We start from the raw sequence: 24,413 nt of genomic DNA on the forward strand, positions 1-24,413 counted from the left end.
ATACGGCTCAAGCCTATTTAAGTCAGACGTTCATCTGACCGGCGTCGTTTCTCAGTAGAACGCATTCTAATGCCGCTCCACTTAAGAGTCACCTTTGTACCGCCCTGGCTATGAACCTGAGCGTGGCAGTTGGGATGAAGTAGTACCCGATTCTGTAAGGTATCCGGTCCGCCGTCCACACGTCGAATGATGTGATGGTCGTGCCAACCAGTTGCCTCCGTTATCGGGTGCCCACAGAGTGCACAGAGTCCTTGTTGCCTGATATACAGACTCATGATCTGTTTGCGGAAGCGCAGTTTGTGCCGCTGCCGCTGTACCCTGAGGGCTTCCCACTTCAGTTCATGCTCTACGTCGTAAGGTTGGTAATCAACCGGGAGACGTTTGTGACGCATGATAGGCGTGCCGGGTAGGTGATACAGCTCCCGGTATGCCCGTTCCCCTCTGCGGTTTATGTAGGGATGCGCGAACACCCGTTTCCGTCCGCCTATGTGATGGAAGTATTTCTTCCTGATCCAATCAGCGGATTTCTTCGGGTGCCTGCGCTTCGCCCACCTCCAGAGACGCCAGAAAATGAGATTTTCCAGCTTACTGAAGGTTTGTTTCGCCACAACTGGGGAATGGTAATTGGCCCATCCCCGCAGTATCGGGTTCAGTTGCGCGATGAGCGCCTCCTGCGTTAGCGCGCCGCTGCTTTTGATGACCTCGCTTACTCTCCGATAGAACGTTTGTACATTCTTCTTTGAGGGCTTGATCAGCAGCTTTGGCTTCCGGTAAGGCGATGTCGGCACATACTTTCTGAAATTCCATCCCAGAAAGTCGAACCCGTCGGTAATGTGAGTCAGGTGCGTTTTTGCTTGGGACAGCTCAACGCCTCGCTTTGCAAGGAACTGTTCTGTCCAAGGTCTGATGACATCCTCCAGCAGCTCTTTCGAGTCTGCCAGCACGACAAAGTCATCCGCATACCTTATCACTTGTACCTTTCTCTTTTTGGCCTTGGCTTTGCCCAACTGATCAGCCAGATAGCTTTTCAGTTGAGTTTCCAGGCCGTTCAGAGTGGCGTTTGCCAAGCAGGGCGAAATAATCCCACCCTGTGGTGTTCCGGCTGTGGTAGCCGAGTACTGTTGCCGGTCAATGACCCCGGCTTTCAACCACTTGCTGAGGACTACTTTGTCCATACAGACATTGCGACTCAGCCACTCATGGTTGATGTTGTCAAAGAATCCCTTGATGTCGGCTTCCAAAATCCACTGAGCACCGGTTTTCGGTGCCAGTAGATGGAAGAGCTCCACCATCGCGTCAGCCGTCGAGCGATCTGGCCGAAATCCATAGGACTTCGGATCACTCGTGGCTTCAACAACGGGCTCAAGGGCAAGGAGGTAAAGCGCTTGCATGGCACGGTCCAGCATGACTGGGATGCCGAGCGGACGCTTTTCCTTTTTGCCGGGCTTCGGTATCCAGACCCGCTTGAGGGGCTTAGGCCGATAGCCACGCTTCTCTGACAGACGTTGTACAGCACACCATTTGGCACTGGGCGTCCCCCAGGTGATGCCGTCAACCCCGGGCGTTTTCTTGCCCTGGTTTTCGGTTACTCGTTTAACGGCCAAACATCGACCGTAGAACGAGTTGACTAACAACCGTTGGAGGCGTTTAACCCTCCGCCAGTCTTCGTCTTTTGCCGCCTGCGCGATTCTCAACTGCGTTTTTCGAACAGCGGTTTCCACCGTGGCCCAAGGAACCTCGTGCCAAGATGTTACCTCGCCGCTGGAAGACGCAGACGTTTCTGGGTAAGCCAGATTCGTTTTCATACAGCCCTCCTTGAGGAATTTAAAGAATCCTCCGGAGGCAGATGTCCCCCGAGGGGGATATCTACCCCCTCGGGTTTGTTGTTTAATCCTCGCCGAAATCGGCAAGTGTCATCACGCAAATAGACCAGGTGCACGTCGGCCGCAGTGTCCCGCGTCGGCATGTTTCAGCCGCTATGCTCGCCATTACAGCGAGCCATTTGCTTCTTGCACCCTCCTACTCCTCACTCTGATCAGCGCCGCTTACGCGTTGCCTGCCCATCGCTGGGCCAGAGATCAGGGTTTCCACGTTCCCTGTCTGTCACCAATCCATCCCCGTAGGTTCCATCTATCCACCGGCGGTTGTGTGGTACCGCATCATTAGTTCAGACAATGATGACCAACCGCATTGCCGATTTTGGCTGAGGCCAATAATCGCCGTAGGCCCGTCAATACTGACGATGGTTCGAACGATGATTCACTTACGTTAACCGTAGGGTGGGGTCACTAGCCGCACCAACTCCGTGCGATTCGGAGTTGATATCCCTCTCGTCGCCGAGTTGGATACTCTCTGGGAATGCGACATTGTCAGACGGGCTTCACACCATCGGGTTGGCCCCAATAGCATGCCGTCGTAGTGAACTCGCAGGTACATGCGAGGATCCGATACCTTTCGCCGGGTAGGCGATCAGCCGGACATTGACAGACAGAGCTTTCGCTCCGCGTGGTTGGATACTAAGCACTCAAGTCTCGCGACTTTAGAGACATTGCACTCAATAACCTATTCAGAGGACGCACGGACCCCGCAGGGGTCGTGATCCCCTATAGGGCTTCGTGCGCTGTAACAATTTTTTACAAAAAATTGTCCTGCAGCTTTAAGAAAGTTGCAAAAGTTGATCATATTTTGATCAAAAATCGCGCCTTTCTTCTATCGGGTGGCCCGATATCTTACCTGAGCGATGCGCTCAGTGTAGCTTTACAGCTATGCTTAATATGCTGTTTTTGACTTTAACTCATTGATAGCAATGAGTTTTGGCGTCAAGGCCAGCTACCACCAATCACGCGACACGATAACGTGTCGCACCTGAACCCCGTATTCTAACCGCTGACGGGGTTGCTACAAGGGTGGCGGTGAGTTAAATAGCGCCCTAAACTGTAAATTCGTCCAAATCCGAGAGAAAACGTTTTCATGTCCGTCATTGATGTACACCGCCCGCATGCCCTGGATAAAGAACACGCCAGAGAGGCTGCCGAATCCCTGGCCAAAGACCTTTCCAGCCAGTTCGACGTGCATTACCAGTGGGAAGGCGATCACCTGAAATTCAAACGAAGCGGCGTCAAGGGGCACCTGAACATTACCCCGACGGATCTGCACATTCATCTGGAACTGGGCTTGATGTTGCGGCCCTTCAAATCCCGCATCGAGCAGGAAATCCACTCGCAGCTGGACCAGATCATCAAGGCCTGATTCGTTGCTGCATGTCGGCTTAAAGGTCGCCCGGCAGGCTGAACGGGTCCGGGTGATGGTTCAGAATGTTGTGCATTACCTGCTGTTCCCGGGACACCAGCCGGTCGATCAGTAGTTCCACATCGTCCATCTTGCGGAAGGCGGAGTAGCCCCGGTGCAGGAAGCTGTGCAAATCGGTCAGATCGGCCATTTCCGCCGGGCTCCGGGTCATCGACAGCAGCCACCCCAGAGTGCGGTTGCGGACATAGCGATCAAGTTGCTGCCCTACCTCGGCTACCAGGGAGATCTGTCTTTCCCTCTGACTCAGCATCCGGCTCTGGCGGTAGACGGCACAATAGTCGTCAGTGTTAATTGAGTCGGCCCGGATGCCCTGTTGCTCTAACAGCTCGGCAAGCTCAAGGTCCAGCCGTTGGGTGATCAGGTTCAGCTCCACCAGCCCGGCAAACGTGTCCAGCAGATTATCCGGCAGCCACTTCACCATCTTCGGGAATACTCGATCAATATTGTCGTCCCGGCGGGTCATACCGGCGGGGGCGTACAGATCGGTCAACAGGAACTCCAGGCCGTGATGGTAGCCGGGGTGGTGGTAAAGGTCTTCATGGGTTGCCTTCAGCCGTTCCGCCTGCCAGTCGGCGAGGTGGAACGCATTCTCCACCAGTGGGTGCTCGGCTTTCAGACGCCTGAAATCATGGTAGTCCAACAGCAGTGTTTGCAGCCGGCGAGCGCTTTCGGTGCGGGCTTCGGTAGCGACAAGGCGCTCACGGTACATGGGCGATGGCTCCACTAAACTTCAGGAAAAGAGCGTAGTCTAGCGGAGCTGCGGCGGTCTTGCAGCAGGGCAATGCCCGGGCTAGCCCTGTGCGGCTGCGGGCAGCGTTTCGAACCCCGGGACCCATTCCTTGCTGTCCAGGGTGATGAAGTGGCTCGGCGCCTCGGTTTCGACGATTCGCATGGTGGTCGGGCTCTGGCGGGCACTGGCGAGCATGGATGAGCGATCCAGGATGCGGTCTACCGCTGGAATCAGGAAGGTGCCGTGGCGCACGTGGCTGTAGACGCTGGTATCCGTTCGCGCCATCCAGTCCATGATGTTTTCGATGTTACGAACAATGGTCAGATGATCCTTGGTGGCAGAGAACAGTTTGCTGAGCAATTGCTTCTTGCGCGGGTTCATCTTGCCAAAGAAGGTCTGTCCGTAAGCAGACGAGGGCGCGCTGTTGATCAGACGAATCAGCCAGGGCCACATGCCATGGCTTACCGGCTCCAGAATGGTGGTCACCAGCGCCGAGAGTCGGCCGTCGGGAAGTACGGGCGCTTCAAGCACCACTTCAACGTCTTCATACAGGTCGGGCCATTGTTTGATGGCCTCGAGGATCACCGCCCCGCCCCGGGAGTGACCATGTACCCGGATGTTGTCAGTCGTGGGCAGGCTGGAAAGCGCTTGGTTGAGAATGCAGGCATCGTATTCGATGGTGCCTTCCAGGTGCTTGATCGGCACTTCCCAGTCCGGGGCCTCCGGCGTAACACCGTTCACCGGAATGTGGTAATTGCTGCAGGTGAGCAGAATTAGCTCAGTGGTGGGTGCTTCGTAGGCCTGGGTAAAGTAGCAGTGGTTTTCCAGAAAGCCGTGCACGCCGATCACGGTTTGTTCGGCCTTGCCACTGTGGTTGCGAACGGACACCGCGCCCTTGCCAACGCGATACACCCGCCCGGAGAACATTTCCGAGTAGGCGCTCTCAATCGGTTTTATCAGCTTGCGAACATGGCTCGCTTTCATAACTGCTCTCCCTTCCAGCACGGCAATGGCCTGTTATTGGAATTAGGGTGTGCTGGTAAGCCTTTTGTACCCCGATCAACTCGCTTTGTTACTGGCTCTGAGTGCAGAGTTTTTGATGTCTCAGGGCCAATCGATCACGGATCGGCAGCGTGTAATAACCATGGCACCAAGGCTTATAACCAGTATAGGACTGAACAGTTACTCACGTGTAATTTTTTGTAACAGCGTGCGCTGGTGCCTGATATGGAGCCGACGGGGCTTGTCTGGCACAATGCGGAGTTCGGTTTTTACTTACCTCCACCACTTTTCCAGGGACGTTCGGGTTTGAGTCACGAACAATCGCATCTCCTGCTACCTGCGGATTCGGCCTGGCTGGCCCTGGAACGCCCGGAAAATCCCATGACCATCACCGTGATGCTGCGGGTTGATGGTCTTACCGCACCCCGTTTCCGGGAGTTCCTCCGTGTGTACTGGATGGCCTGGGAGCGTTTCCGGTACATGCCGGTCAAGCGCTCGCCTGCCTGGTGGTGGGAGCCAGACCCCATGTTTGATGTCCGCCACCATCTTGACGTGGTGGTAGATCGTTTCACTCCGGAAAGCCTGCAGGAATGGGTGTCGGTGCGGTTGAACCAGCCTCTGCCCATGTATCGCCCACGCTGGAAATTCTGGCTGGCGCCCAATGCCGAGGGCGGGGCGGTGCTCCTTTTGCGTATTCATCACTGTTACGCCGATGGCCTGTCCTTGCTGGGGATTTTTGATCGCCTCTGTCCGCCTTCCCCCCAGCAGCATCCGGCCATCTACGGCGCACCCGAGACCTCGGAGCTGTCACGCTGGACCGCTGCGGCAAAGGTCTGGCTCGGTCAACTGATGGCCTCCGGGGATTCCCGGGAAGAACTCCATGACGGTGCAGGAGCCGATGAATCCGGTGGTAACCAGTGGCAGGATGCTGGCCGGCTGGTGGAGCGGGTTGCCCAGAACAGTCTCAAGCTGGTCCATGAATTTTCGGAATTTCTGGTGGAGCCGGAGGATTCAGACACCGACCTCCGGCGCCCGTTGCTCGGGCGACGGCATTGTCGCTGGTCGGAACCTGTGCCTCTGGAACGTTTCCGGAGCATTGCCCGAATCACCAACGTGACCATCAACGATGTGTTGCTGAGTTGTGTAGCCGCGGCTGTGCGAACCCGCCTGGGCATTGAAGGCGAGGACCTCGATGAAGCCGTGCTGCATGCCGCCGTACCGGTGGATATTCGCAGCCGCCTGCCGGAGGAGCTCAAGCCAACTCCCGGTGCCCTGGGCAACTACTTCGGTACGGTGTTTGTGCCTCTGCCTGTGGATGGCGAAAGTCCCCTTGAGAGACTGTACCGGATCAAGCATGAAACCCGCCGCCTGAAGAAAAGCTGGCAGCCGGGCATTGCCTGGGGGCTGGCAGCAAGTGCGACTGTCGTACCGGAGCCCTGGCGGGAGCCCCTGGCCGAGGTGTTCTACCGCAAGGCCAGTGCCGTGGTGTCCAATGTGCCGGGCACCCCGGAACCCCGTTACATTGCTGGTTGCCGGATTGCTGAGCAGATGTTCTGGGTACCCCAGGCCGGCGACATCGGCCTGGGCATCAGTATTGTCAGCTACGCCGGCCAGGTACAGTTTGGCGTCGTGGCCGATGAGGCGGTGATGGCCGATCCCGAAGACTTCCTTAACGACTGCCTGCAGGAACTGGCCCAGTTCCCCGGCGATTGATTCGCCTGGTCGTACTCCCAAAGTTTCATTTCAAGTGCCTCCCAAATGAGCAGAAAACCTGCTCCCTGGAAGCATTTTCCCTCTCCCCTGCATCACCGACCATGGAATTCAGGCGACAGACCGCGCCTCGAGAGTCCGGATAACCCGGGCCTCCGATCCCAGATTTCCAAAAACAACCGGGGGAACTATGAAAAACAACAATCTCAAAAAGTCAGGGTTGGCCATTGCCATGGCCGCGGCCATGGGTGCAAGCGCAGGTGCCAACGCCGCTGTGGAACTCTACAACCAGGACGGCACCAGCTTTTCCGTCGATGGCTACTTCAACGCGTTCTATGTGAACCGTGACGACAAACAGAACGATGTCCGCGATTCCCGTATCAAGATGGGCTTCCTGCCGAACACCATCGGCTTCAATTTCAGCAAGGACATGGGTGATCTGACCCTGGGCGGACGTTCCTCGTTCTGGACCACCATCAATGACAGCCTGGGTGCCGATGCCGGTACCGCCACAGATACACAAATCGATGTGCGTCAGTTCTATGCCACGGTAGATGGAGATTTTGGCCAGGTATTGATCGGTAAGGACTTCGGTCTGTACGCCCGCTCCAACATTTTCCTCGATGAAATCCTGATGGGCTTCGGCTCCCCGGGCGTTGCCGGTGGCGTTTCCTTCGGAAACATTCGCGCAGGCTATCCATACCCGACACCCTCCGCCCAGATTACCTACCGCTCGCCGGACATGAGTGGCCTCAAGATCGCGGCCGGTGTGCTGGATCCCGCCGACACAGTGACTGGCGCCAACGATGAAAACTCAGCGCCCCGTTTCGAGTCCGAGGTAACCTACAGCGCCAACCTGAACGATGTGGCTCTTACCGGCTGGGTGAACGGCCGCTACCAGTCCGCCGAGAATGGCACCACCACCATCGACAGCACGGGCCTTGGCTACGGCATCAAGGCGTCGGTTGCTGGACTGACCCTGGCAGCGTCCGGTTTTACCTCCAAGGGGGATAACCCGGTTCTGATCGTTAACGGGGCTGTTACAGAAGACGATGCAGACGGTTTCCTTGTTCAAGGCTCCTACGCCTTTGGCGCAAATCGCATTGTGCTCTCCTATGGCGAAACTGATGCTGAAATTCTGAATCTGGAAACTGAAAACACAACAATCGGGTTCTTCCATGATGTAAACAGCAACTTCAAGCTGGTGGCCGAGTACAACATGTACGAAGACAACAACCGCACCACCGGTGCAACTACCACTGAGGCGGATACCATCGCCCTTGGCGCCATCGTGATGTTCTAAGCACTATCCGGCGTTGCGGGTGGCAGGAGGCCGCTCGCCGCGCCGGTTTGTCTAAGACTAAAGTGCCGGTTTGCCTGAAGGGAAACCGGCAGCGCCATCAGACATTGATTCAGGAGGCATTTTAATCAATGGCTTACGATCATTTTGGCGCGCCCATTAAAAGCACTGAAGTCGCATTGGCTGCGTTTACGGATGCCGTAGAATCGGTGAAAAGTCATCCGTTCTCGGGATCTGCGTTTATGAAGCCAGCGACGACCCTGCCCGCGGTCCGGGTAGCGAGCTCCAGTGTTCGCGATCCGATGTTGGCCGCTACCAATCTCGCCAGCCAGCTCAGCCACGAGCACCTTGGCTGTGTGCTGTTCTTCTGTTCAGCGGAGTACGACCTGGGTCGACTTGGTAGTGCCCTTGAACACAGCTTTCCGGGCGTGCGCGTCTGCGGCTGCACCTCCGCCGGGGAGATCACCCCGGAGGGCTATGGGCGTGGATGCATCACCGCCATCGGATTCGACCGCCGCTATTTCGCCATCGACTGTGAGCTGATCCGCGAACTGGACCGGTTCACCCTGCAGGATGCCCAGGGCGTGATCGACGGCCTGCTTTCGACTTGCCGGGATGCCAGGCTGGCACCGGTCAAGGGCAACACCTTTGCCATCACGCTGCTGGACGGCCTGTCCAGCCGTGAAGAGCTGGTGCTGGCAACGCTCAACTCGGCCCTTGGCAGCATTCCCCAGTTTGGCGGTTCCGCCGGCGACGATGAACGCCTGGCCAACACCCATGTGTTTTTTGATGGCGAGTTCCATACCGGAGCCGCCACGGTATTGCTGGTGAACACGCCACTGGATTTCCGGGTGTTTTCCACACACCACATGGTTGAGCGTCGTGAAAAGCTGGTAGTGACGGACGCCTGCGCGGAAAGCCGCACGGTGTACGAGCTCAATGCCGAGCCGGCGGCCGATGCCTATGCCCGGGCGGTAGGTGTAGATGTTGATGCCCTGGATCGCAAGGTGTTCGCGCTGCGGCCAATGGGCGTGAAAATCGGCGGCCACTATTTTGTCCGCTCGGTGCAGCGGGTGAACCCGGACAAGAGCCTGACCTTCTACTGTGCGGTGGAAACCGGGATTGTAATGACCGCCATGGAGCCGGAATCCCTGCTGGACAGCGTTCGCACGCAGATCGAGGCGGCGGAGAAGGTCGTCGGGCCGCCCCTGGTCACTATCGGCTGCGACTGCTTTCTGAGGCGCCTGGAGGCAGAGCTGACCGGCGAGGTGGAGGCGGTCTCGGAGTTCCTCCGCCACCACAATGTGATTGGCTTTAATACCTACGGCGAGCAGTTCGACGGTATGCACATCAACCAGACGTTTACGGGGGTGGTCATTGGCCAGCCTGATGTCCGTTCCGGACAAGATTGAAGCACCCGTCGAGGACGAACGGGACCGGCGGATTGCCGAGCTTGAGGCAGAGAACGAGCGCCTGAAGCGGATTCGTGATGCTCTGATTGTTCGGGTGGAGTCCGGCTCGGCCCACAAGCCGGAGCCCTATGCCGCCTTTGAACACTCGGTGGTACTGGCCGAGCAGGTTCGCGAGCGAACCGAGGCTTTGAATCAGGCCATGGACCAGCTCAAGGGCAGCAACAAGGCCCTGAACCGCGCCCGGGAAGAAGCCGAAACCACCCGTCAGAGACTGAGCGACGCCATCGAGAGTATTGCCGATGGCTTTGTGCTGTTCGATAACCAGCATTGCCTGATCCAGAGCAACAGCCGGTTCCGCAGTTACTGGCGCCACGCCGGCGTTGATGCGCCGGGCCAGGGTACCCGGATTTCAGAGGTGAAGCGGCAGGCGGTGGCTTGCGGTCTGGTTCTCGAGGAGCACAGCCACCCCGACTCGGAAGGCGTGGTGTTCCTGCTGGCCAACGGCCGCTGGGTTCAGGTGACCGAGAGACCGACCCGGGAAGGTGGATTGGTCGTGCTCTACTCCGACATCACCGATGTGAAGAACAGCGAAATGGCCCGGCGGATCAAGGCGCTGGAAGAGAGCGAGCGCTGGATCCGGGTGGTGACCGACCATGTTCCCGCGCTGATTGCCTACATCGGGGCCGACATGACCATCCAGTTCTGCAACAAGGTCTATGCCTCCTGGTACGGGCGCAAAGGCGAGTCGCCACTGGGTAAACGGCTCAACGAGGTCCATTCGCCGGAATTCTACCAGCGGTTACTTCCCCAGATTCTTGATGTCATGGACGGCCACAACGTCACTTTTGAGTTCGAGGAGACCGGAGAGCAGGGTGAGGTGCGCCATATGCTGCGCTCCTATGTGCCGAACTTCGATGAGCAGGGCGACATCATCGGTTTCTTTGTACTGATCCGGGACATCACCGACCGCCGGAAGACCGCACTGGCACTGGAACAGGCCTATGACAACCTGGAACGGCGGGTGAAGGAACGTACTGCGGCGCTCACGGGTCTGAACAGTCAGCTGCGCCAGGAAATCACCGAGCGGGCTGCTGTGGAGGCACGGCTTCGGGATGCCAAGCTGGAGGCCGAGCGGGCCAACCTCTCGAAAACCAAGTTCCTGGCTGCGGTCAGCCACGACCTGCTGCAGCCTCTGAATGCAGCGCGCCTGTTCACAAGTGCGCTGCTGGAACAGTCTTTCGGGCCCAAGGCGGAAGGCCTGGTCCGGTCGGTGAGCACCTCGCTGGACGATGTCGAAAACCTGCTGGGCACCCTGGTGGATATCTCCAAGCTCGATGCCGGCGTGATCAAGCCGGATGTCACCGCCTTCGATCTACGCGATCTGCTCAACAATATCGCCCGGGAATTCCGGCAGATGGCCATGGCCGAGGGCCTGCAACTGGACTTTGTTGCCAGCTCGGCGATCGTGGAGTCGGATTCCCAGTTGCTGGCGCGAATTCTCCGGAATTTCCTGACCAACGCCATCCGCTATACCGGCAATGGCCGGGTGCTGCTCGGCGTTCGTCGGCAAAAGGATCATGTGCTTTTGCAGGTGTGGGATACCGGCCCCGGTATTCCCGAAGACAAGCTCACCGAGATCTTTCAGGAATTCAAACGCATCCGCCCGTCCGGCTCACAACCCGATAAAGGCCTTGGACTTGGCCTGGCCATCGTGGACAAAATCTCCCGAATGATGGGACACGAGGTGACGGTGAATTCCATCGAGGGCAGGGGCTCAGTCTTCAGTGTTCGAGTTCCGGTCGGCAAACTGAAGCCCCGGCAACCGACGGCCGACCAGAACCGGGCCGTGCCTTTCGATAGTGGTCTTGGCGGGGCCCGGATCTGGGTGATCGATAACGACCAGTCGATCTGCCAGGGCATGAAAACGCTGCTCGAGGGGTGGGACTGCCAGGTGGTGACGGCAGTGTCCCTGGAGGATCTCGAGCGCCAGTTGGACCCGGCCAGCAGCGCGGTGGACCTTATCCTGGCGGACTACCATCTGGACAACGATGAAAACGGCGTCGATGTGGTTGCGGAGATCAATGGGCGCCGGAGATGTCCGGCGCCAGTGGTGATGATTACCGCCAACTACACCAACGAACTCAAGCAGCATATCCGGGAACTCGGGCACCTGTTGATGAACAAGCCGGTGAAGCCCCTGAAGTTGCGCAGTGCGTTGAGTCATCTGCTGAGAAGTTGAGATCGGAGGTAGGTGTCGGGTTACGGCTGCGCCTAACCCGACAAACACGCCACCCTACCGCTTCAGATACTGACTGAAATCCACATCACTGGCAGACAGAATCGCCTGCACCCGGTTGTGAACCCCCAGCTTGCGCAGTATCGCCGACACATGGGCCTTCACCGTGGTCTCGGCAATGTTCAGGTTATAGGCGATCTGCTTGTTGGATTCGCCCTTGGACATGCGCTCGAGCACCAGTAGCTGGCGGCGGGTCAGGGAGTTGAGCAGCTCCGGTGAAATCGGGTTGTCTTCATTGCGACTGCGCCGGGTATTGCTTTCCTTGCCGGTTCGGATGATGTCCGAGGGCAGGTAGACATTGCCGTTCAGTATCTGCTGGATGGCCTCGGTCATCTGGGCCCGGGGCGAGGATTTGGTAATAAACCCGCAGGCACCGTAGGTAATCGCTTGCAGCACCACCTGCTTGTCTTCCTCGGCAGAGACAATCACCACCGGAATGGTCGGGGCTTCGTTGCGCAGGGTGATCAGGCCGTTCAAACCGTGCATGCCCGGCATGTTCAGATCCAGCAGGATCAGATCCAGATCGTCATTTTCACGGGTAAGATCCAGGGCGCTGTCCAGATCGTCGGTTTCAATGATCTCGCTGCCTTCGAAACCAGAAGCGATAACACTGCTGATGGCCTCACGAAACAGTGGGTGGTCGTCGGCAATCAGAATCTTGTAAGCCGGCTCCATGGATGGGTCTACCTGTTTGTTTTCAGTATCGGGTATCTTTTCCGAATCATGATAGCGGTTTTCGGAAGCATGATGGCAGTTTTCGGTAGAGAGTGCGGCATCGAGCTCGTTCAGCATGGCGGCCTCCTGTGCAGAGAATCGCCGGAGTCGGGTCCGATCCTCTGTTTATTATTGTGATGGTTTCATTACACGCCATCTTGGTCTCGGGTTGAATGCGACCATCGCACCAAAAAACAGGCACCAAAGTACTATTCTTGCCGGGCTATGGGCTTCGTATCGTGAAGCCATGTGCCTACAACCAACAAAAACACCAGTCTCCCAACCCTTTTTTGCCGACCGCTGGATCAAAAAGGGAGTGGCCGCCCTGGTGTGCCTTATCTTCAGTCTCGCAGGTGGTGCTCAGGCGGTGGCGAGAGCCTCGGAGCTGCCCGTTCTGTCGGTCAGCGTGTTGCAGTTCGGCACGGCCCATTGGGAGCTTGACCACATACTGCATCGGGGATTGGATCGGGAGAATGGCTATCGTCTGGAGCTGAAACCGGTTGCAAACCTTCCCGCATCCAGGCTGGCGGTCACCAGCGGTTCGGTGAATGGCGCCGTGGCCGACCTGCTGTGGGCGCAGTCCCGGTTCCAGGCAGGAGCGCAGTACCTCTATGTGCCTTTTTCATCCCAGATCGGCGATATCGTTGTCGCCGATGCCTCCCCGATCCGCTCGGTGGTAGATTTGGCGGACAAACGCATCGGCGTTGCCGGCGGGCCGGACAGCAAAGGCTGGGTACTGCTTCAGAAAGTCGCACAGCGGCAGGGCATCAACCTGGACGAATCCGCAGAGATCCAGTTCGCTGCGCCGCCGCTGCTCAGTCAGGCTCTCAAGCGGGGGCAAGTAGACGTGATTGTCACCTACTGGCATTTCGCAGCCCGGCTCCGGGGTGAGGGTGGCTGGCGGTCGGCCTTCAGCATGGCCGATCTGCTCACGGAGCTGGATCTGGATCGCAACCTGCCGGTGCTTGGATATGTGTTTTCAGAACGTTGGGCGCAAGAGCATGGCCCCCTGATTGATGGTTTCGCAGCCTCCCTGCAACAGGCCAAAGCCGAGCTGTCGAACAGTGAATCACACTGGCAACGCTTGCGTCCCCTGATGGGTAATCCTGAAGATGGCATCTTCACGGCATTGCGCGAGGGCTTCGTCGCCGGGACTCCTGCGCCCCAAACAGACCAGCGAATCGCGGACCTGCAGCGTTTGATGACCCTCACCGGCGCCGACCCGAACAACCTTATGCCGGCTTCTCTGTTTTACCGGAGCCAGCCGTGAAAGGCCGAGTCGGCCGCCCGCCGCTATGGAGCTACTGGATAGTTCTGCCCTCTTTTGTTGTGCTCTGGGCGATAACCGCCTGGCTACTTCAGTCGCCTCTGCTACCAACGCCCCTGAGTGTACTGGACACCCTGGCTCGGGAATCGGCGACAGGCGAGCTCTGGAATCATCTGGGCGCGACCCTCGCCCGTGTGTTGGTCGCCTTTATTCTGGCCATGGTTATTGGCACTGCCATCGGCATTGTGATGGGCCGTTCACAAACCACCAATGCCCTGTTCGATCCCTTGCTGGTGTTGTTACTCAACCTGCCGGCGCTGGTCACCATCATCCTTATGTATGTCTGGTTCGGCCTGGTGGAAGTGGCTGCCGTGATGGCGGTCGTGATCAATAAAGTGCCCAACGTGGCGGTGACGGTTCGCGAAGGCGCCCGCAGCCTCGACTACCGGCTTGAGGAAATGGCCACCGTGTACCAGTTCACCCGCTGGCAACGGTTGCGCGAAGTGTGGGTGCCGCAGCTGTTTCCCTACCTCATGGCCGCCACCCGGGGTGGTCTGGCCCTGATCTGGAAGATTGTTCTTGTGGTGGAACTTCTGGGCCGCTCCAGCGGCGTCGGCTTCCAGCTGCACATGGCGTTTCAGGTATTCGACGTGGCCGCCATTCTGGCCTATAGCCTGGCCTTCATAGCCGTTGTTCAGCTGATCGAACTGGCCATCCTGCAGCCCCTCGAGCGTCGATCCAGTCGCTGGCGTCAGCCGGAGGCGGCCCATGCTTGAACTCAGAATCGCCGGCCGTGATTTCGGCCAGCCGGTGCTTGGCGAGGTGTTCGCCACCATCGATCGAGGCGACCGCATCTGCCTGCTTGGACCTTCGGGTATCGGCAAGACCACACTGCTGAACGCCATTGCCGGTCTCGACAAATCGGTTCCACAGGAGGCGGTTATTGGGCGCGACAAACTTCGGGTGGGCTATCTGTTCCAGGAGCATCGTCTGCTGCCGTGGAGAAGTCTGGATGCGAATCTGAGGCTGGTTGGCGCCAGCGAAGAGGAGGCCAAGGGCTTGTTACAACAGGTGGGATTGTCGGGTTACGGCGATTACCTGCCGGATCAGCTCTCCCTGGGAATGGCCAGAAGGGCGGCACTGGCCCGTTGCCTGGCCGTGAAACCTGACTTGCTGCTGCTGGACGAGCCGTTTGCGTCACTGGATCCGGTCATGGCGGGTGAACTCAAGGCGCTGATAGCCGGGATTCTGGATTCGCATCCGGATATGGCGATGATCTGCGTTACCCATGATGGCGGGGATGCGGAGATCCTGGCGAACCGTCTGTGGTATCTCGACGGCAAGCCCGCTCAGTTACAGTGGGATAGTTCGGTAGGCGAACCCGGGTTGGTCGACGGGCTGCTTGGCAGGCTTCGTGGCCTGGATTTGGCCGGCTCCTGAATCCGTGTAAGTCAGCTTTCGGGCATTATGCGGGCTTCCCGCCCAGTATTTTCGTGCGTTGCGGACGAAAGCCGGCTGTGGCAAAAAACGCCAGGAAAACAGTCACACCTGCGGTAATCCCATAAGCCATCGGATTCCACTCCAGATACAGGGAAAACCGGATCGCCTCCACCGCGTGGGTAAACGGGTTGAACTGGCAGATCCAGTACAGCCAGGGGCTGGCCTCGTTCATGCGCCAGAGCGGATAGAGCGCCGAAGACATGAAGAACATCGGGAAGATGACAAAGTTCATCACCCCGGCAAAGTTCTCCAACTGCTTGATCCACGTGGCGATCAGCAGCCCCAGGGCGCCCAGCATCAGGCTGGTCAGAATCAGCGCCGGCAACACCGCCAGGTAGCCCCACAACGGCGGCTCGACATCCACCAGCAGAGCCAACAGCAAAAACACATACACCTGCCCGATGGACACCACACCCATAGCCAGCAGTTTGGTGACCAGCAGGAAAGGCCGGGGCAGGGGGCTCATCAGCAGCACCCGCATGCTGCCCAGTTCCCGGTCGTAAACCATGGACAGGGCACCCTGCATGCTGTTGAACAGGATGATCATTCCGCACAGCCCGGGGGCGATGTAGGTCTCGTAGGTGATGTAGGTTTCATAGGGCGGGATGATGGAAATGCCCAGCACCGCCCGGAACCCGGCAGCGAACACCACCAGCCAGAGCAGTGGCCGGACCAGAGCGCTGGCAAAGCGGGTGCGCTGCTGCCAGAAGCGCAGCCATTCCCGTGTCTGGATACCTACAAAACAGTGCCAGTAGTGAGCTGCTTTCATATCAACCGGCTCCGGTCAGGGCGTGGAAGGTTTCGGCCAGATCGCGGGTGCCTTCGGCGTCGCAGATGGCCTGGCCATTACCGTCAGCCAGCAGTTGGCCCTGGTGCAGGATCAGTACCCGGTCGTCGGCGCGAACTTCTTCAATCAGGTGGGTGGCCCAGAGTACGGTCAGGCCGTCTTCTTCACACAGCGTTCGAACGTGTTCGTTGAGCGCCTTGCGGCTTGCAACGTCCAGGCCCACCGTGGGTTCGTCGAGCAACAGCAGCGAGGGCTCATGCAGGAGAGCCCGGGCGATTTCCACTCGCCGGCGATGGCCACCGTTGAGCTGGCGGACGGCATCTTTGGCGCGCTCCAGCAGGTTGAAGCGTTCCAGTTCCCGATCACCCCTGGCTCTGGCTTCTTTGCGGGACAGCCCGTGCAGAGCGGCGTGGTATTGCAGGTTCTGGCGAACGGTCAGGTCCAGGTCCAGCGCGTTCTGCTGGAACACCACGCCGATCTGGCGCATGGCCTCGGCCGGCTGCTTTTTCAGGGATTGGCCACCCAGCCGAATGTCGCCCTGCTGCAGAGCCAGAAGCCGTGTGAGCAGACCAAACAGGGTAGACTTACCCGCGCCGTTGGGCCCGAGCAGGGCATGAAAACGGCCAGAGGTCAGCGCAAAGCTGACCTCCCGGAGCACCGGCTTGTCGCCGTAACGAAAGCTGAGGTTGCTCGCTTCAATGGTCATGAGGTTGGATCGATCACCACACCCCACGGGTAGCGGCCTACCTTGATGGATTTAATGACCTTCAGGTCTTCCACGTCGATCACAGACACATCGCCGGACACGCCGTTGGTGGTGTAGAGGTGCTTTTCGTCCTTGTCGAGATCCAGCTGCCACACCCGGGCGCCAACCAGCAGATAGTCCAGAACCTCGTAGGTCTGGGCATCCACGACGGCCACGTGGTTGGAGGGGCCGAGCGCCACGAACGCGTATTTGCCATCGGAGGTCAGTTCAATGCCCACCGGCTGGACCCGATCCTGGTTTACGCCGGGCACCTTGAAGGACATCTCATGGATCTGCTCCAGGTTGTCCACGTCGATGATGTGCACGGTGCCTCCGATTTCGGCAGACGCCCAGGCAATCTTGCTGTCCCTGGTGAACTCCACATGGCGAGGCCGCTGACCTACGACGATGTTCTTCTCGATCTCGAAGGTCTCCGTGTTGATCCAGTGCAGCATGCTGGTGGTCTCGGAGGTGTTCACCGCCCACTTGCCGTCCGGGCTCACGGCCATGCCTTCCGGCTCGATGCCCACGTCGATCTGGGCCAGCACATCCTTGGTGTCGACGTCCACTACGGTCACGATGGCATCGTCTTCATTGGCAATGTACAGGTGCTTGTTGTTCGGATGCAACGCAAACTGCTCCGGATCTTCGCCCGAGGGCAGGGTGTCCACAATCTTGCGGGTGGCCAGGTCCAGTACCTGCACCGTGTCGTCGTCACTGGCGCAGATATACAGTTTGGTAAAGTCCTTGGAGAGCAGGATGCCCCGGGGCCGCTGGCCAACATCGATGGTTTCGACCACCTCCTGGGTCTCGGTATCAATCACCGAAAGGGTGTTGTCTTTCTCGTTGGAGACGTAGGCCAGGCTGGCCAGCGCCGGTGTCGACAGGCCGATCATGGCGGCCAGGGCGGTGCGCTTGAACAGGGTTTTCATGGGGTAACTCCTTCTTGTTTTGAAAATGGGCAACCCGCGGGTCAGCCGTTGATCCGACACTCGCTCTCGGGCCGGTCAAAGCCGAGGGTGTCCAGTTCGGTATTCGGGTGCAGAAAGCCTTCGAACGGGGCGGTGGCCACCAGCCCTCTGGGGTGAACCAGGGGAATGGGCTGGCGCATCTGGCCATTCCAGTCCCGGAAGGTGACTTTGCGACCCTTGAACGCTGCCAGCTGGAACTTGTCGCTGAACAGGAAGTTCCGGATCTCGCCGGGATTGGCGGAGTTCAGGTCGGTGACGGCGGTCCCGATGGCGCGAATGGCCGCCCAGGCGGCGTAGTCCTCGCTGTTCATATTCCGATCGGCCAGCTCGCGGAACCGGTTCTGGAGTTGCGCTGCGCCCCAGCTCTCCACTACCCGGTGCCAGGTGACCGGTGCCATGCCCTGAGTGCCCACCACCGGTCGCGGCAGCCAGGTATTGAAGGGCACGTACTCGCCAAAATCGCCGCGCACGTCGGCCACCACCACCGCGTCGTAATCGCTGGCCTGGGTAAACAGCGGCAGCTCTTTGGAGGCGGTTCGGCGCAGGTCGGCGTCAAAGGTCCAGGGCTTGTCTTCGACAATCTCCAGCCCGAAGCGCTTGGCTGAACGTCGGAAGGCATCGGCCCAGCCCTTATCGGCGCCGGTCGGCCCGGTAATCAAAAACACCTCATCCCAGCGTCGCTGATTCAGCCACTGGCCGAGGGCGTCCGTGAGCATGGAATAGCTGGGCATGGTGTGCAGCAGATTGACGTGGCACTGGCCGGTACGCAGGGCATCGTCTTTGGCGCCGGCATTGAAGATCAGGGTGTTATCACCGGCTTTTTCGGTAAGGGTTTTCAGGGTCGACGCCGGCGCATTCACCACGAACAGTTCCAGGCCGCTCTCGCGCATTGAATCAAAGGCCGCGATGGCCGCTTCTTCGGAATCAGCAACGGTGTTCTGGAGTGAGTAGGTCTGGCCCAGAAACCTGCCGGTGGTGCTGTTGTCGTTGATGGCCAGTTCGGCGCCCCGCAGACCGGCGTCCTCAGGTTCCGGGATCACATTGGACAGCACCGGGCCCTGGTCGGGCACCCACTGCAAATAGCCAATCCGCACGTCCAGCGATTCCGCTTTCAACGGGGTTGCTGCTACCAGGGCGATCAGTGATGTGGCCGCTGTCCGGGTGAGAAAAGACATGGGATTCTCCGGTTTGTTGTTGTGCTTCCAGCTTAGAGAAGGGAAAAAGTCCCGGAAATATTCAGAAAGTAGGAAAGTGGCGGTACTAAAGAACTATTCCGGTGAAATCTGGCGGCTTTAGCATGGATGTAGAGACGCTAATTACCCGCAACGGATAACAACAATGACCGTATACCGGAAGATTTCCCTGTTGATGCTGGTGGTTTTCCTCCTCATCTACCTGCTTGGGGCGCTGCTCTACACCCAGCAGGCCCGCCATGATGTGCAGCGGGAGCTCGACGGTGTTGCCGGGCTTGCCCAGAGCCTGGCAAGCCCCAAGAGTCTTCCGGACTCCATGGTCAGCAGCATGCGCCACCTTACCCCGGCGGCGGGGATGGAACGCGGGTCCGGTGGAGAAGTGCCGGCCTGGTTCTCGGTGTTGATAGCCGGAGAAACGCTCCGGCCTGTGATCAATGGCTGGCGGGTTGATCCTGCCGACGAGGTTGAAGAGATCTGGGAAGGTTTCCTGCTGATCTCGGGTGCTTATGCGATTGGTATGGGGCTTTGTTTTCTGGCGCTGTTCGTGATGGTTCGGCGGGGTATGCGCACGCTTGCCACCCTGTCCGAGGCCATGGGAGCGGTGTCTGAGGGCCAACTGACGTCCAGGCTGCCTCGGCAGGGCGAACAGGAACTGGATGCGCTGGTTTGCCGGTTCAATTCCATGGCCGGGGCGCTGGAATCGGAACAGCAAACGGTGAGCCGTCTGCTCAACGAACTCCTGCAGTTGCAGGATCGGGAGCGCGAACACATCGCCCGGGTGCTGCACGATGATCTCGGCCAGTACCTGACGGGCATTCGGGCCCAGGCCCGCAGTCTGCTCTACGATCCGGACCTCGGTGACCGCCAGAAGCAGCAGGCCAGGGATCTCGCGGAACACTGTGAGACTGTCCAGAAACACTTCCGGCACCTTTTGCAGGAGCTGCATCCCCTGGTGATGGAACAGCTGGGCCTCGGCAGTGCCATTCGCCATCTGACTGAACAATGGCAACAGCTCAGCGGGCTTGAATGTCGCCTGGCGATGGACGAGCGCCTGCCCGATTTCACCGGGGAGCAGCAGACCCACCTGTATCGTTTCCTTCAGGAAGCCCTGAATAATGTTTCCCGTCATGCAAAAGCTTCCTGCGCCACGCTGGCCGTTGCCCGCAATGATAACGAGCTGAGCATCGAGTTGCGCGATGATGGCGTGGGCAATGATCAACTGCCCGGCAATGCCGGCCTGGGCGTGCGTTCCATGTGCGAGCGAGCCCGCTGCCTGGGGGGCGAAGTGAAGTTTCTGAGCCGATTGGGCGAGGGAACCCGAATCCGGCTGGCCGTGCCGCTGACTCCAGGTACCGGAGGTGTTTCATGAAACTGATGATTGTGGATGACCACCAGGTCGTGCGACAGGGCATTGCCAATCTGCTGCGCTCCATGCTGCCGGCAGTGGCCATCACCGAGGTCGACAACGGTCAGGATGCCGTGGCCCGCTATGGCGAGCTGCGGCCCGATGTGGTGCTGCTGGATATGGGGTTGCCGGATATCTCCGGACTGGAGGTTGGGCGACGATTGCGCCAGCGCTGGCGGGGGGCGGCGATCCTGTTCTTTACCATGCACGATGAATTGCCCATGGTGCGTCAGGCGCTGGATGTGGGAGGGCTCGGTTTTGTCTCCAAGAGCTGCGCGCCCGAGGAACTCGCGGAAGCTGTGAAGCGGGTGGCATCGGGCCAACCGTACATCGAGCATCCGATTGCCACACGTCTGGCGATGAATCAGGAGCGGCCGGTCGATCACCGCCTCCGGGACATGACCCAGCGGGAGATGGAAGTGTTGCTGATGTACGCCAGGGGCGAGAATGTCTCAGGCATTGCCGAACGGTTGTGTGTCAGCAGTAAAACCGTTTCCAATCACCTGGCTGGCCTGAAAAGTAAGCTTCAGGTGTCGTCGTCGGTGGAGTTGATTCATCTGGCGGTCGATGCCGGCCTGATTCGCTACGGTCAGCTTGAGGAAGCGAGGCGGGTCTGAGCCCGCCCCGGATTACCAATCAAAGGGGCAGGCGGTACAGCCCTCCATGTAGGTGCCTTCAAAGGTGGCGTAGTGGATGCGGGTTCCGGTCAGGTCCGCCTTTGCCAGGTTGGCCAGCCCCAGCTTGGCCTCCTGAAGGTTTGCGCCTCTGAGGTTAGCCCCCTCCAGATTCGCCTTCGGCATCCAGGAAATCTCGAAACTGCTGTATGGCATGATGACGTCTACCATTGTGGCACCGGAAAAACGGGAGAAGTCGAAGTTGGCGCCGGTCAGATCTGCGCCGGTGAAGTCTGCACCCTGGGCAAACAGGTATTCGCCCTGCATTCCCTGCAATCGGGCATTCTTTAGCGATGCGCCGCGCATGCTGGCCCGGTAAACCTGAAGACGGTATCCCGTGACCTTGTCCAGTTTAGCCCCATCAAGGTTGGCTCCGCGCAGGCTGGTATGGCTCAGGTTGGCGCCAGACAGGTTGGCCCCCCGGAAGTTGGCAGAGCGCAGATCCATATTCGACAGATCCGCTCCCCGCAAGTCAGCGCCGGCACAGCTGGTCTCTTTTTCCAGTTTGCAGCCATTGATAACAGGAACTTGATCCAGGTCGGCCATGTAATCGCCGGCCAGTGCGGGTGTAATGAACAGTAAAAGCGAAACGCCAATAAACGGTCTCATGAGTTCACTCCTGAGTTCCGGTTGGGAAAAAGGGGCCTGGCGAAAGGCCAGGCCCAGTCCGGAGGTTCGTTAGCGGGAGGCCTGTGCCCAGGAGGGCATCTTGAAGACCCAGAAGGACCCGCCCTGGGAAATGGGCTTGGTCAGCTCCGCCATGTCGCCGCCCCAGAGCGGAACGGCGCCGCCGTAACCGGAGGCAACCCCGATGTACTGCTCGCCGTCCATCTCCCAGGTAATCGGTGAGGAGATGATTCCGGAGCCGGTCTGGAACTTCCAGAGCTCTTCCCCGGTTTCAGAATCGAACGCCTTCAGGAAGCCGTCGCCGGTGCCGGTGAATACCAGGCCACCCTTGGTGGCCAGCACGCCGGCCCACAGTGGCAAGCGTTCCTTGTGCTCCCACTCGATTTCACCGGTGAGCGGATTCATGGCCCGCAGGATGCCCACGTGGTCATCGTACATGCGCTTGATCCGGAAGCCCTGGCCCAGGTAAGCGGCGCCTTTCTTGTAGGTGACTTCCTCGGTCCAGTAATCCTCTTTCCAGTGGTTGGCGGGCACGTAGAACAAACCGGTGTCCTGGCTGTACGCCATCGGGTTCCAGTTTTTGCCGCCAAGGAACGGCGGCGATACCTCAATGGCCTCGCCACGGGTTTCACCCTCTGCGACAGGTGGCGGACGCTGACCTTCTACCTCGACAGGACGGCCATCCTCGCCAATGCGCTCGGCCCAGGTGATGTTGTCCACGAACGGGAAGCCTTTCTTGAATTCGCCGTTCTCACGGTCGATGACGTAAAAGAAACCGTTGCGGTCAGCATGGGCCGTAGCTTTGACTGTTTCGCCGTTCTCGTCGTACTCAAACAGCACCAGCTCGTTGTTGCCGGAAAAGTCCCAGGCATCGTTTGGCGTGTGCTGGTAGAACCACTTCACTTCGCCGGTAGTGGGGTCTACACCCACCTGGCCGGAGGTGTACAAATTGTCGTAGTCGGCAGGGTCACCGCCGGGGGATGTGCGTTTCCAGGTATTCCAGGGCGCTGGGTTGCCGGCACCAATGATGATGGTGTTGGTTTCCGCGTCAAAGCTGGCGCTTTGCCAGGGGGCGCCGCCGCCATGACTCCAGGCTTCCACCTTGCCGGTTTCGGTGTTGGGGTCGTCCGGCCAGCTGGGTGCCCGGGGGTCGCCGGTGGGGGTGCTCTTTTCGCCATTGAGGCGGCCGTAATGGCCTTCAACAAACGGGCGCATCCAGACCTCTTCGCCGGTGTCCGGGTCCCGGGCAAACAGTTTACCGACCACGCCGAATTCATCGCCGGAGGAGCCATGAATCAGCAGGACCTTGCCGGTCTTTTGATCCTTTACGAGCGTTGGGGCGCCGGTCATGGTGTAGCCGGCCTCATGGTCGGCGAACTTCTCACGCCACACCACTTTGCCGGTGTCTTTGTTCAGGGCAACGATGCCGGCATCCAGTGTGCCGAAGAACACCTTGTCGCCGAAAATAGCCGCACCGCGATTGACCACGTCGCAGCAAGGGCGAATGCCCTCGGGCAGACGGTGGCTGTATTCCCAGAGACGTTCCCCGGTTTTTGCGTCCAACGCGAAAAGGCGAGAGTAGGAGCCGGTGACATAGATAACACCATCATGAACCAGTGCCTGGGATTCCTGGCCCCGTTGCTTTTCATCGCCGAACGAGAACGACCAGGCCGGAACCAGGCGCTCGACGTTGTCGCGGTTAATGGTGGTCATGGGGCTGTAACGTTGCGCCTTGGGACCAATGCCGTAGCCCAGCACGTTCTCGGTGGTCTGGGCGTCGTTGGCGATATCTTCCCAGGTAACGTCTTTGGCGCTGGCCTGGGCGGCCAGTCCCGCTGCTGACCCAAGGGCCAGGGCCAGTCCGATCCCGCGAAGCAGCGGGTGTTTGCGTGTTCTGATGTTCATAGTCTTTCCCCTTGGTTTTTGTTGTAACCATCGTCTTGCCCATGGCATCGACGCCCCGAGTATTGGCGAGCGCAAACGTTGCTGGCGACGGAAAAACCCACCCGGGGTGCGGGAAAATAGCTGTAAAAACCGGGAAAAGTTCCCGAAATACTCGCTTCATCATGAAAAGTGGCCAGTTTTGGAAGTTCGGCCGGGCACCTCATGCTTTGGCCTTCGCTCTGAGCGTCTACTACCAAGGAACTAAGCCAAAAACCCCAAAGTGGCATTCGGATTGGACAGGGGGATTCCTAGACTGGAGATCAGCAAGTTGGCAACTGATAAATCCAACAGCCAACCACGGGGAATCCAAAAACAGAGGTAAGACCAATGGCAATGTCCTTTTCACTCAAAGCAATCGTGGCTGCGGCCATGCTTGGCCTGGCCGGCTTCGCCATAGCGCACGGCAATGTCACACCACAGGAAGTGGATACGGGCAACCTGCCAGAGCTGGGCGATGAGGTTCGCGCCGAGAATCCGTTCCGGGAAGGCAACGAGTTGGGCGAATTCAACGCCCAGGCCATCAAGATCGGCGAGAGCGCCTACGCCGGTAACTGCGCCGCCTGCCACGGGATCCGCGCGATGTCCGGTGGCCTGACGCCAGACCTTCGGGAACTGACCGAATGGGATGACGAGTACTACATCGGCCGGGTCATGAACGGTACCGATCGTGGCATGCCTTCCTGGAAGGAAAGCATGGACCAGAACGCCATGTGGGCCATCCGCACCTATGTGGAATCCCTCCCCAAGCCGGAGTGATGAGCGCGGCCCCTGTCAAAATGAATGCCTGAATTCGGGTCGGCCCTGTGCCGGCCCTTCGTCGTTGGGAG

20 protein-coding genes and 1 pseudogene are annotated in these 24,413 nt (G+C 58.9%); 11 read left to right on the forward strand and 10 right to left on the reverse strand.

Features of this window, described 5'->3' with window-relative positions; all coding sequences use genetic code 11:
• Positions 1-17 precede the first annotated feature (17 nt).
• A complete protein-coding gene (gene ltrA, locus ABNF92_RS13215; RefSeq protein ID WP_349342394.1) occupies positions 18-1,805 on the reverse strand; it encodes a group II intron reverse transcriptase/maturase in 1,788 nt (595 codons plus the stop codon).
• 1,165 nt (positions 1,806-2,970) lie between these two features.
• Here ltrA and ABNF92_RS13220 point away from each other — a divergent pair.
• Complete coding sequence (locus tag ABNF92_RS13220; RefSeq protein WP_069181988.1) at positions 2,971-3,249, forward strand: polyhydroxyalkanoic acid system family protein; 279 nt, start codon at positions 2,971-2,973, stop codon at positions 3,247-3,249.
• A gap of 19 nt (positions 3,250-3,268) precedes the next feature.
• On the opposite strand, the gene ABNF92_RS13225 is transcribed toward ABNF92_RS13220, so the two are convergent.
• Positions 3,269-4,018: a hypothetical protein gene (locus tag ABNF92_RS13225; RefSeq protein ID WP_349342395.1), complete on the reverse strand. Its 750-nt coding sequence runs from the start codon at positions 4,016-4,018 to the stop codon at positions 3,269-3,271.
• Positions 4,019-4,099: 81 nt separating this feature from the next.
• Positions 4,100-5,023, reverse strand: coding sequence for an alpha/beta hydrolase (locus tag ABNF92_RS13230; protein WP_069181986.1), 924 nt, complete (start codon positions 5,021-5,023; stop codon positions 4,100-4,102).
• 324 nt (positions 5,024-5,347) lie between these two features.
• Between ABNF92_RS13230 and ABNF92_RS13235 the strand changes: the two genes are divergently transcribed.
• The 4 genes from ABNF92_RS13235 to ABNF92_RS13250 all read left to right on the forward strand — a co-directional run bounded on the left by ABNF92_RS13235 (position 5,348) and on the right by ABNF92_RS13250 (position 11,702).
• Positions 5,348-6,754: a WS/DGAT domain-containing protein gene (locus ABNF92_RS13235; RefSeq protein ID WP_349342396.1), complete on the forward strand. Its 1,407-nt coding sequence runs from the start codon at positions 5,348-5,350 to the stop codon at positions 6,752-6,754.
• Between the two features lie 187 nt (positions 6,755-6,941).
• Entirely contained in the window at positions 6,942-8,054 is a 1,113-nt protein-coding gene (locus ABNF92_RS13240; RefSeq protein WP_349342397.1) for a porin, read from the forward strand.
• 128 nt (positions 8,055-8,182) lie between these two features.
• Positions 8,183-9,463 carry a nitric oxide-sensing protein NosP gene (nosP, locus tag ABNF92_RS13245; protein WP_136629842.1) on the forward strand — a complete coding sequence of 427 codons (1,281 nt, stop codon included), beginning with the start codon at positions 8,183-8,185 and terminating at the stop codon, positions 9,461-9,463.
• Positions 9,441-11,702 carry a NahK/ErcS family hybrid sensor histidine kinase/response regulator gene (locus ABNF92_RS13250; RefSeq protein WP_349344091.1) on the forward strand — a complete coding sequence of 754 codons (2,262 nt, stop codon included), beginning with the start codon at positions 9,441-9,443 and terminating at the stop codon, positions 11,700-11,702. Before nosP ends, ABNF92_RS13250 begins: the two co-directional genes overlap by 23 nt.
• Positions 11,703-11,756: 54 nt before the next feature.
• On the opposite strand, the gene ABNF92_RS13255 is transcribed toward ABNF92_RS13250, so the two are convergent.
• The gene (locus ABNF92_RS13255; protein ID WP_136629888.1) at positions 11,757-12,434 is read right to left on the reverse strand and encodes a response regulator transcription factor; all 678 of its coding nucleotides are present in this window, start codon (positions 12,432-12,434) and stop codon (positions 11,757-11,759) included.
• A gap of 355 nt (positions 12,435-12,789) precedes the next feature.
• Between ABNF92_RS13255 and ABNF92_RS13260 the strand changes: the two genes are divergently transcribed.
• From ABNF92_RS13260 to ABNF92_RS13270, 3 genes are read left to right on the forward strand one after another with little or no spacing between them, the layout of a single operon-like run.
• Positions 12,790-13,743, forward strand: coding sequence for an ABC transporter substrate-binding protein (locus ABNF92_RS13260; RefSeq protein ID WP_349342398.1), 954 nt, complete (start codon positions 12,790-12,792; stop codon positions 13,741-13,743).
• On the forward strand, positions 13,740-14,516 hold the full coding sequence (locus tag ABNF92_RS13265) for an ABC transporter permease subunit (protein WP_291904311.1): 777 nt from the start codon (positions 13,740-13,742) through the stop codon (positions 14,514-14,516). Before ABNF92_RS13260 ends, ABNF92_RS13265 begins: the two co-directional genes overlap by 4 nt.
• Positions 14,509-15,180, forward strand: coding sequence for an ATP-binding cassette domain-containing protein (locus ABNF92_RS13270; protein ID WP_069181982.1), 672 nt, complete (start codon positions 14,509-14,511; stop codon positions 15,178-15,180). The genes ABNF92_RS13265 and ABNF92_RS13270 overlap by 8 nt, the downstream gene beginning before the upstream one ends.
• Positions 15,181-15,205: 25 nt before the next feature.
• Here the strand turns inward: ABNF92_RS13270 and ABNF92_RS13275 are convergent, their stop codons facing one another.
• From ABNF92_RS13275 to ABNF92_RS13290, 4 genes are read right to left on the reverse strand one after another with little or no spacing between them, the layout of a single operon-like run.
• Entirely contained in the window at positions 15,206-16,009 is an 804-nt protein-coding gene (locus ABNF92_RS13275; RefSeq protein WP_136629843.1) for an ABC transporter permease, read from the reverse strand.
• A gap of 1 nt (position 16,010) precedes the next feature.
• A complete protein-coding gene (locus ABNF92_RS13280) occupies positions 16,011-16,733 on the reverse strand; it encodes an ABC transporter ATP-binding protein (protein ID WP_069181980.1) in 723 nt (240 codons plus the stop codon).
• Positions 16,730-17,704, reverse strand: a complete 975-nt coding sequence (locus ABNF92_RS13285) for a YVTN family beta-propeller repeat protein (protein ID WP_349342399.1) — start codon at positions 17,702-17,704, stop codon at positions 16,730-16,732. The genes ABNF92_RS13280 and ABNF92_RS13285 overlap by 4 nt, the downstream gene beginning before the upstream one ends.
• Positions 17,705-17,745: 41 nt before the next feature.
• Positions 17,746-18,918, reverse strand: a complete 1,173-nt coding sequence (locus tag ABNF92_RS13290; protein WP_349342400.1) for an ABC transporter substrate-binding protein — start codon at positions 18,916-18,918, stop codon at positions 17,746-17,748.
• A gap of 163 nt (positions 18,919-19,081) precedes the next feature.
• On the opposite strand from ABNF92_RS13290, the gene ABNF92_RS13295 reads away from it, so the two are divergent.
• Both ABNF92_RS13295 and ABNF92_RS13300 read left to right on the forward strand, forming a co-directional pair.
• Positions 19,082-20,305, forward strand: coding sequence for a HAMP domain-containing protein (locus ABNF92_RS13295; protein ID WP_349342401.1), 1,224 nt, complete (start codon positions 19,082-19,084; stop codon positions 20,303-20,305).
• On the forward strand, positions 20,302-20,958 hold the full coding sequence (locus tag ABNF92_RS13300) for a response regulator transcription factor (protein ID WP_349342402.1): 657 nt from the start codon (positions 20,302-20,304) through the stop codon (positions 20,956-20,958). Before ABNF92_RS13295 ends, ABNF92_RS13300 begins: the two co-directional genes overlap by 4 nt.
• A 12-nt stretch (positions 20,959-20,970) precedes the next feature.
• Here ABNF92_RS13300 and ABNF92_RS13305 read toward each other — a convergent pair whose 3' ends face one another.
• Positions 20,971-21,624, reverse strand: coding sequence for a pentapeptide repeat-containing protein (locus ABNF92_RS13305; protein ID WP_349342403.1), 654 nt, complete (start codon positions 21,622-21,624; stop codon positions 20,971-20,973).
• A gap of 69 nt (positions 21,625-21,693) precedes the next feature.
• Positions 21,694-23,460, reverse strand: a pseudogene (locus tag ABNF92_RS13310) (methanol/ethanol family PQQ-dependent dehydrogenase); the annotation flags it as partial.
• Between the two features lie 453 nt (positions 23,461-23,913).
• On the opposite strand from ABNF92_RS13310, the gene pedF reads away from it, so the two are divergent.
• Entirely contained in the window at positions 23,914-24,342 is a 429-nt protein-coding gene (pedF, locus tag ABNF92_RS13315; RefSeq protein WP_349342404.1) for a cytochrome c-550 PedF, read from the forward strand.
• Positions 24,343-24,413 lie beyond the last annotated feature (71 nt).

This window comes from Marinobacter sp. MMG032 (assembly GCF_040112695.1).
Lineage (GTDB): Bacteria > Pseudomonadota > Gammaproteobacteria > Pseudomonadales > Oleiphilaceae > Marinobacter > Marinobacter salsuginis.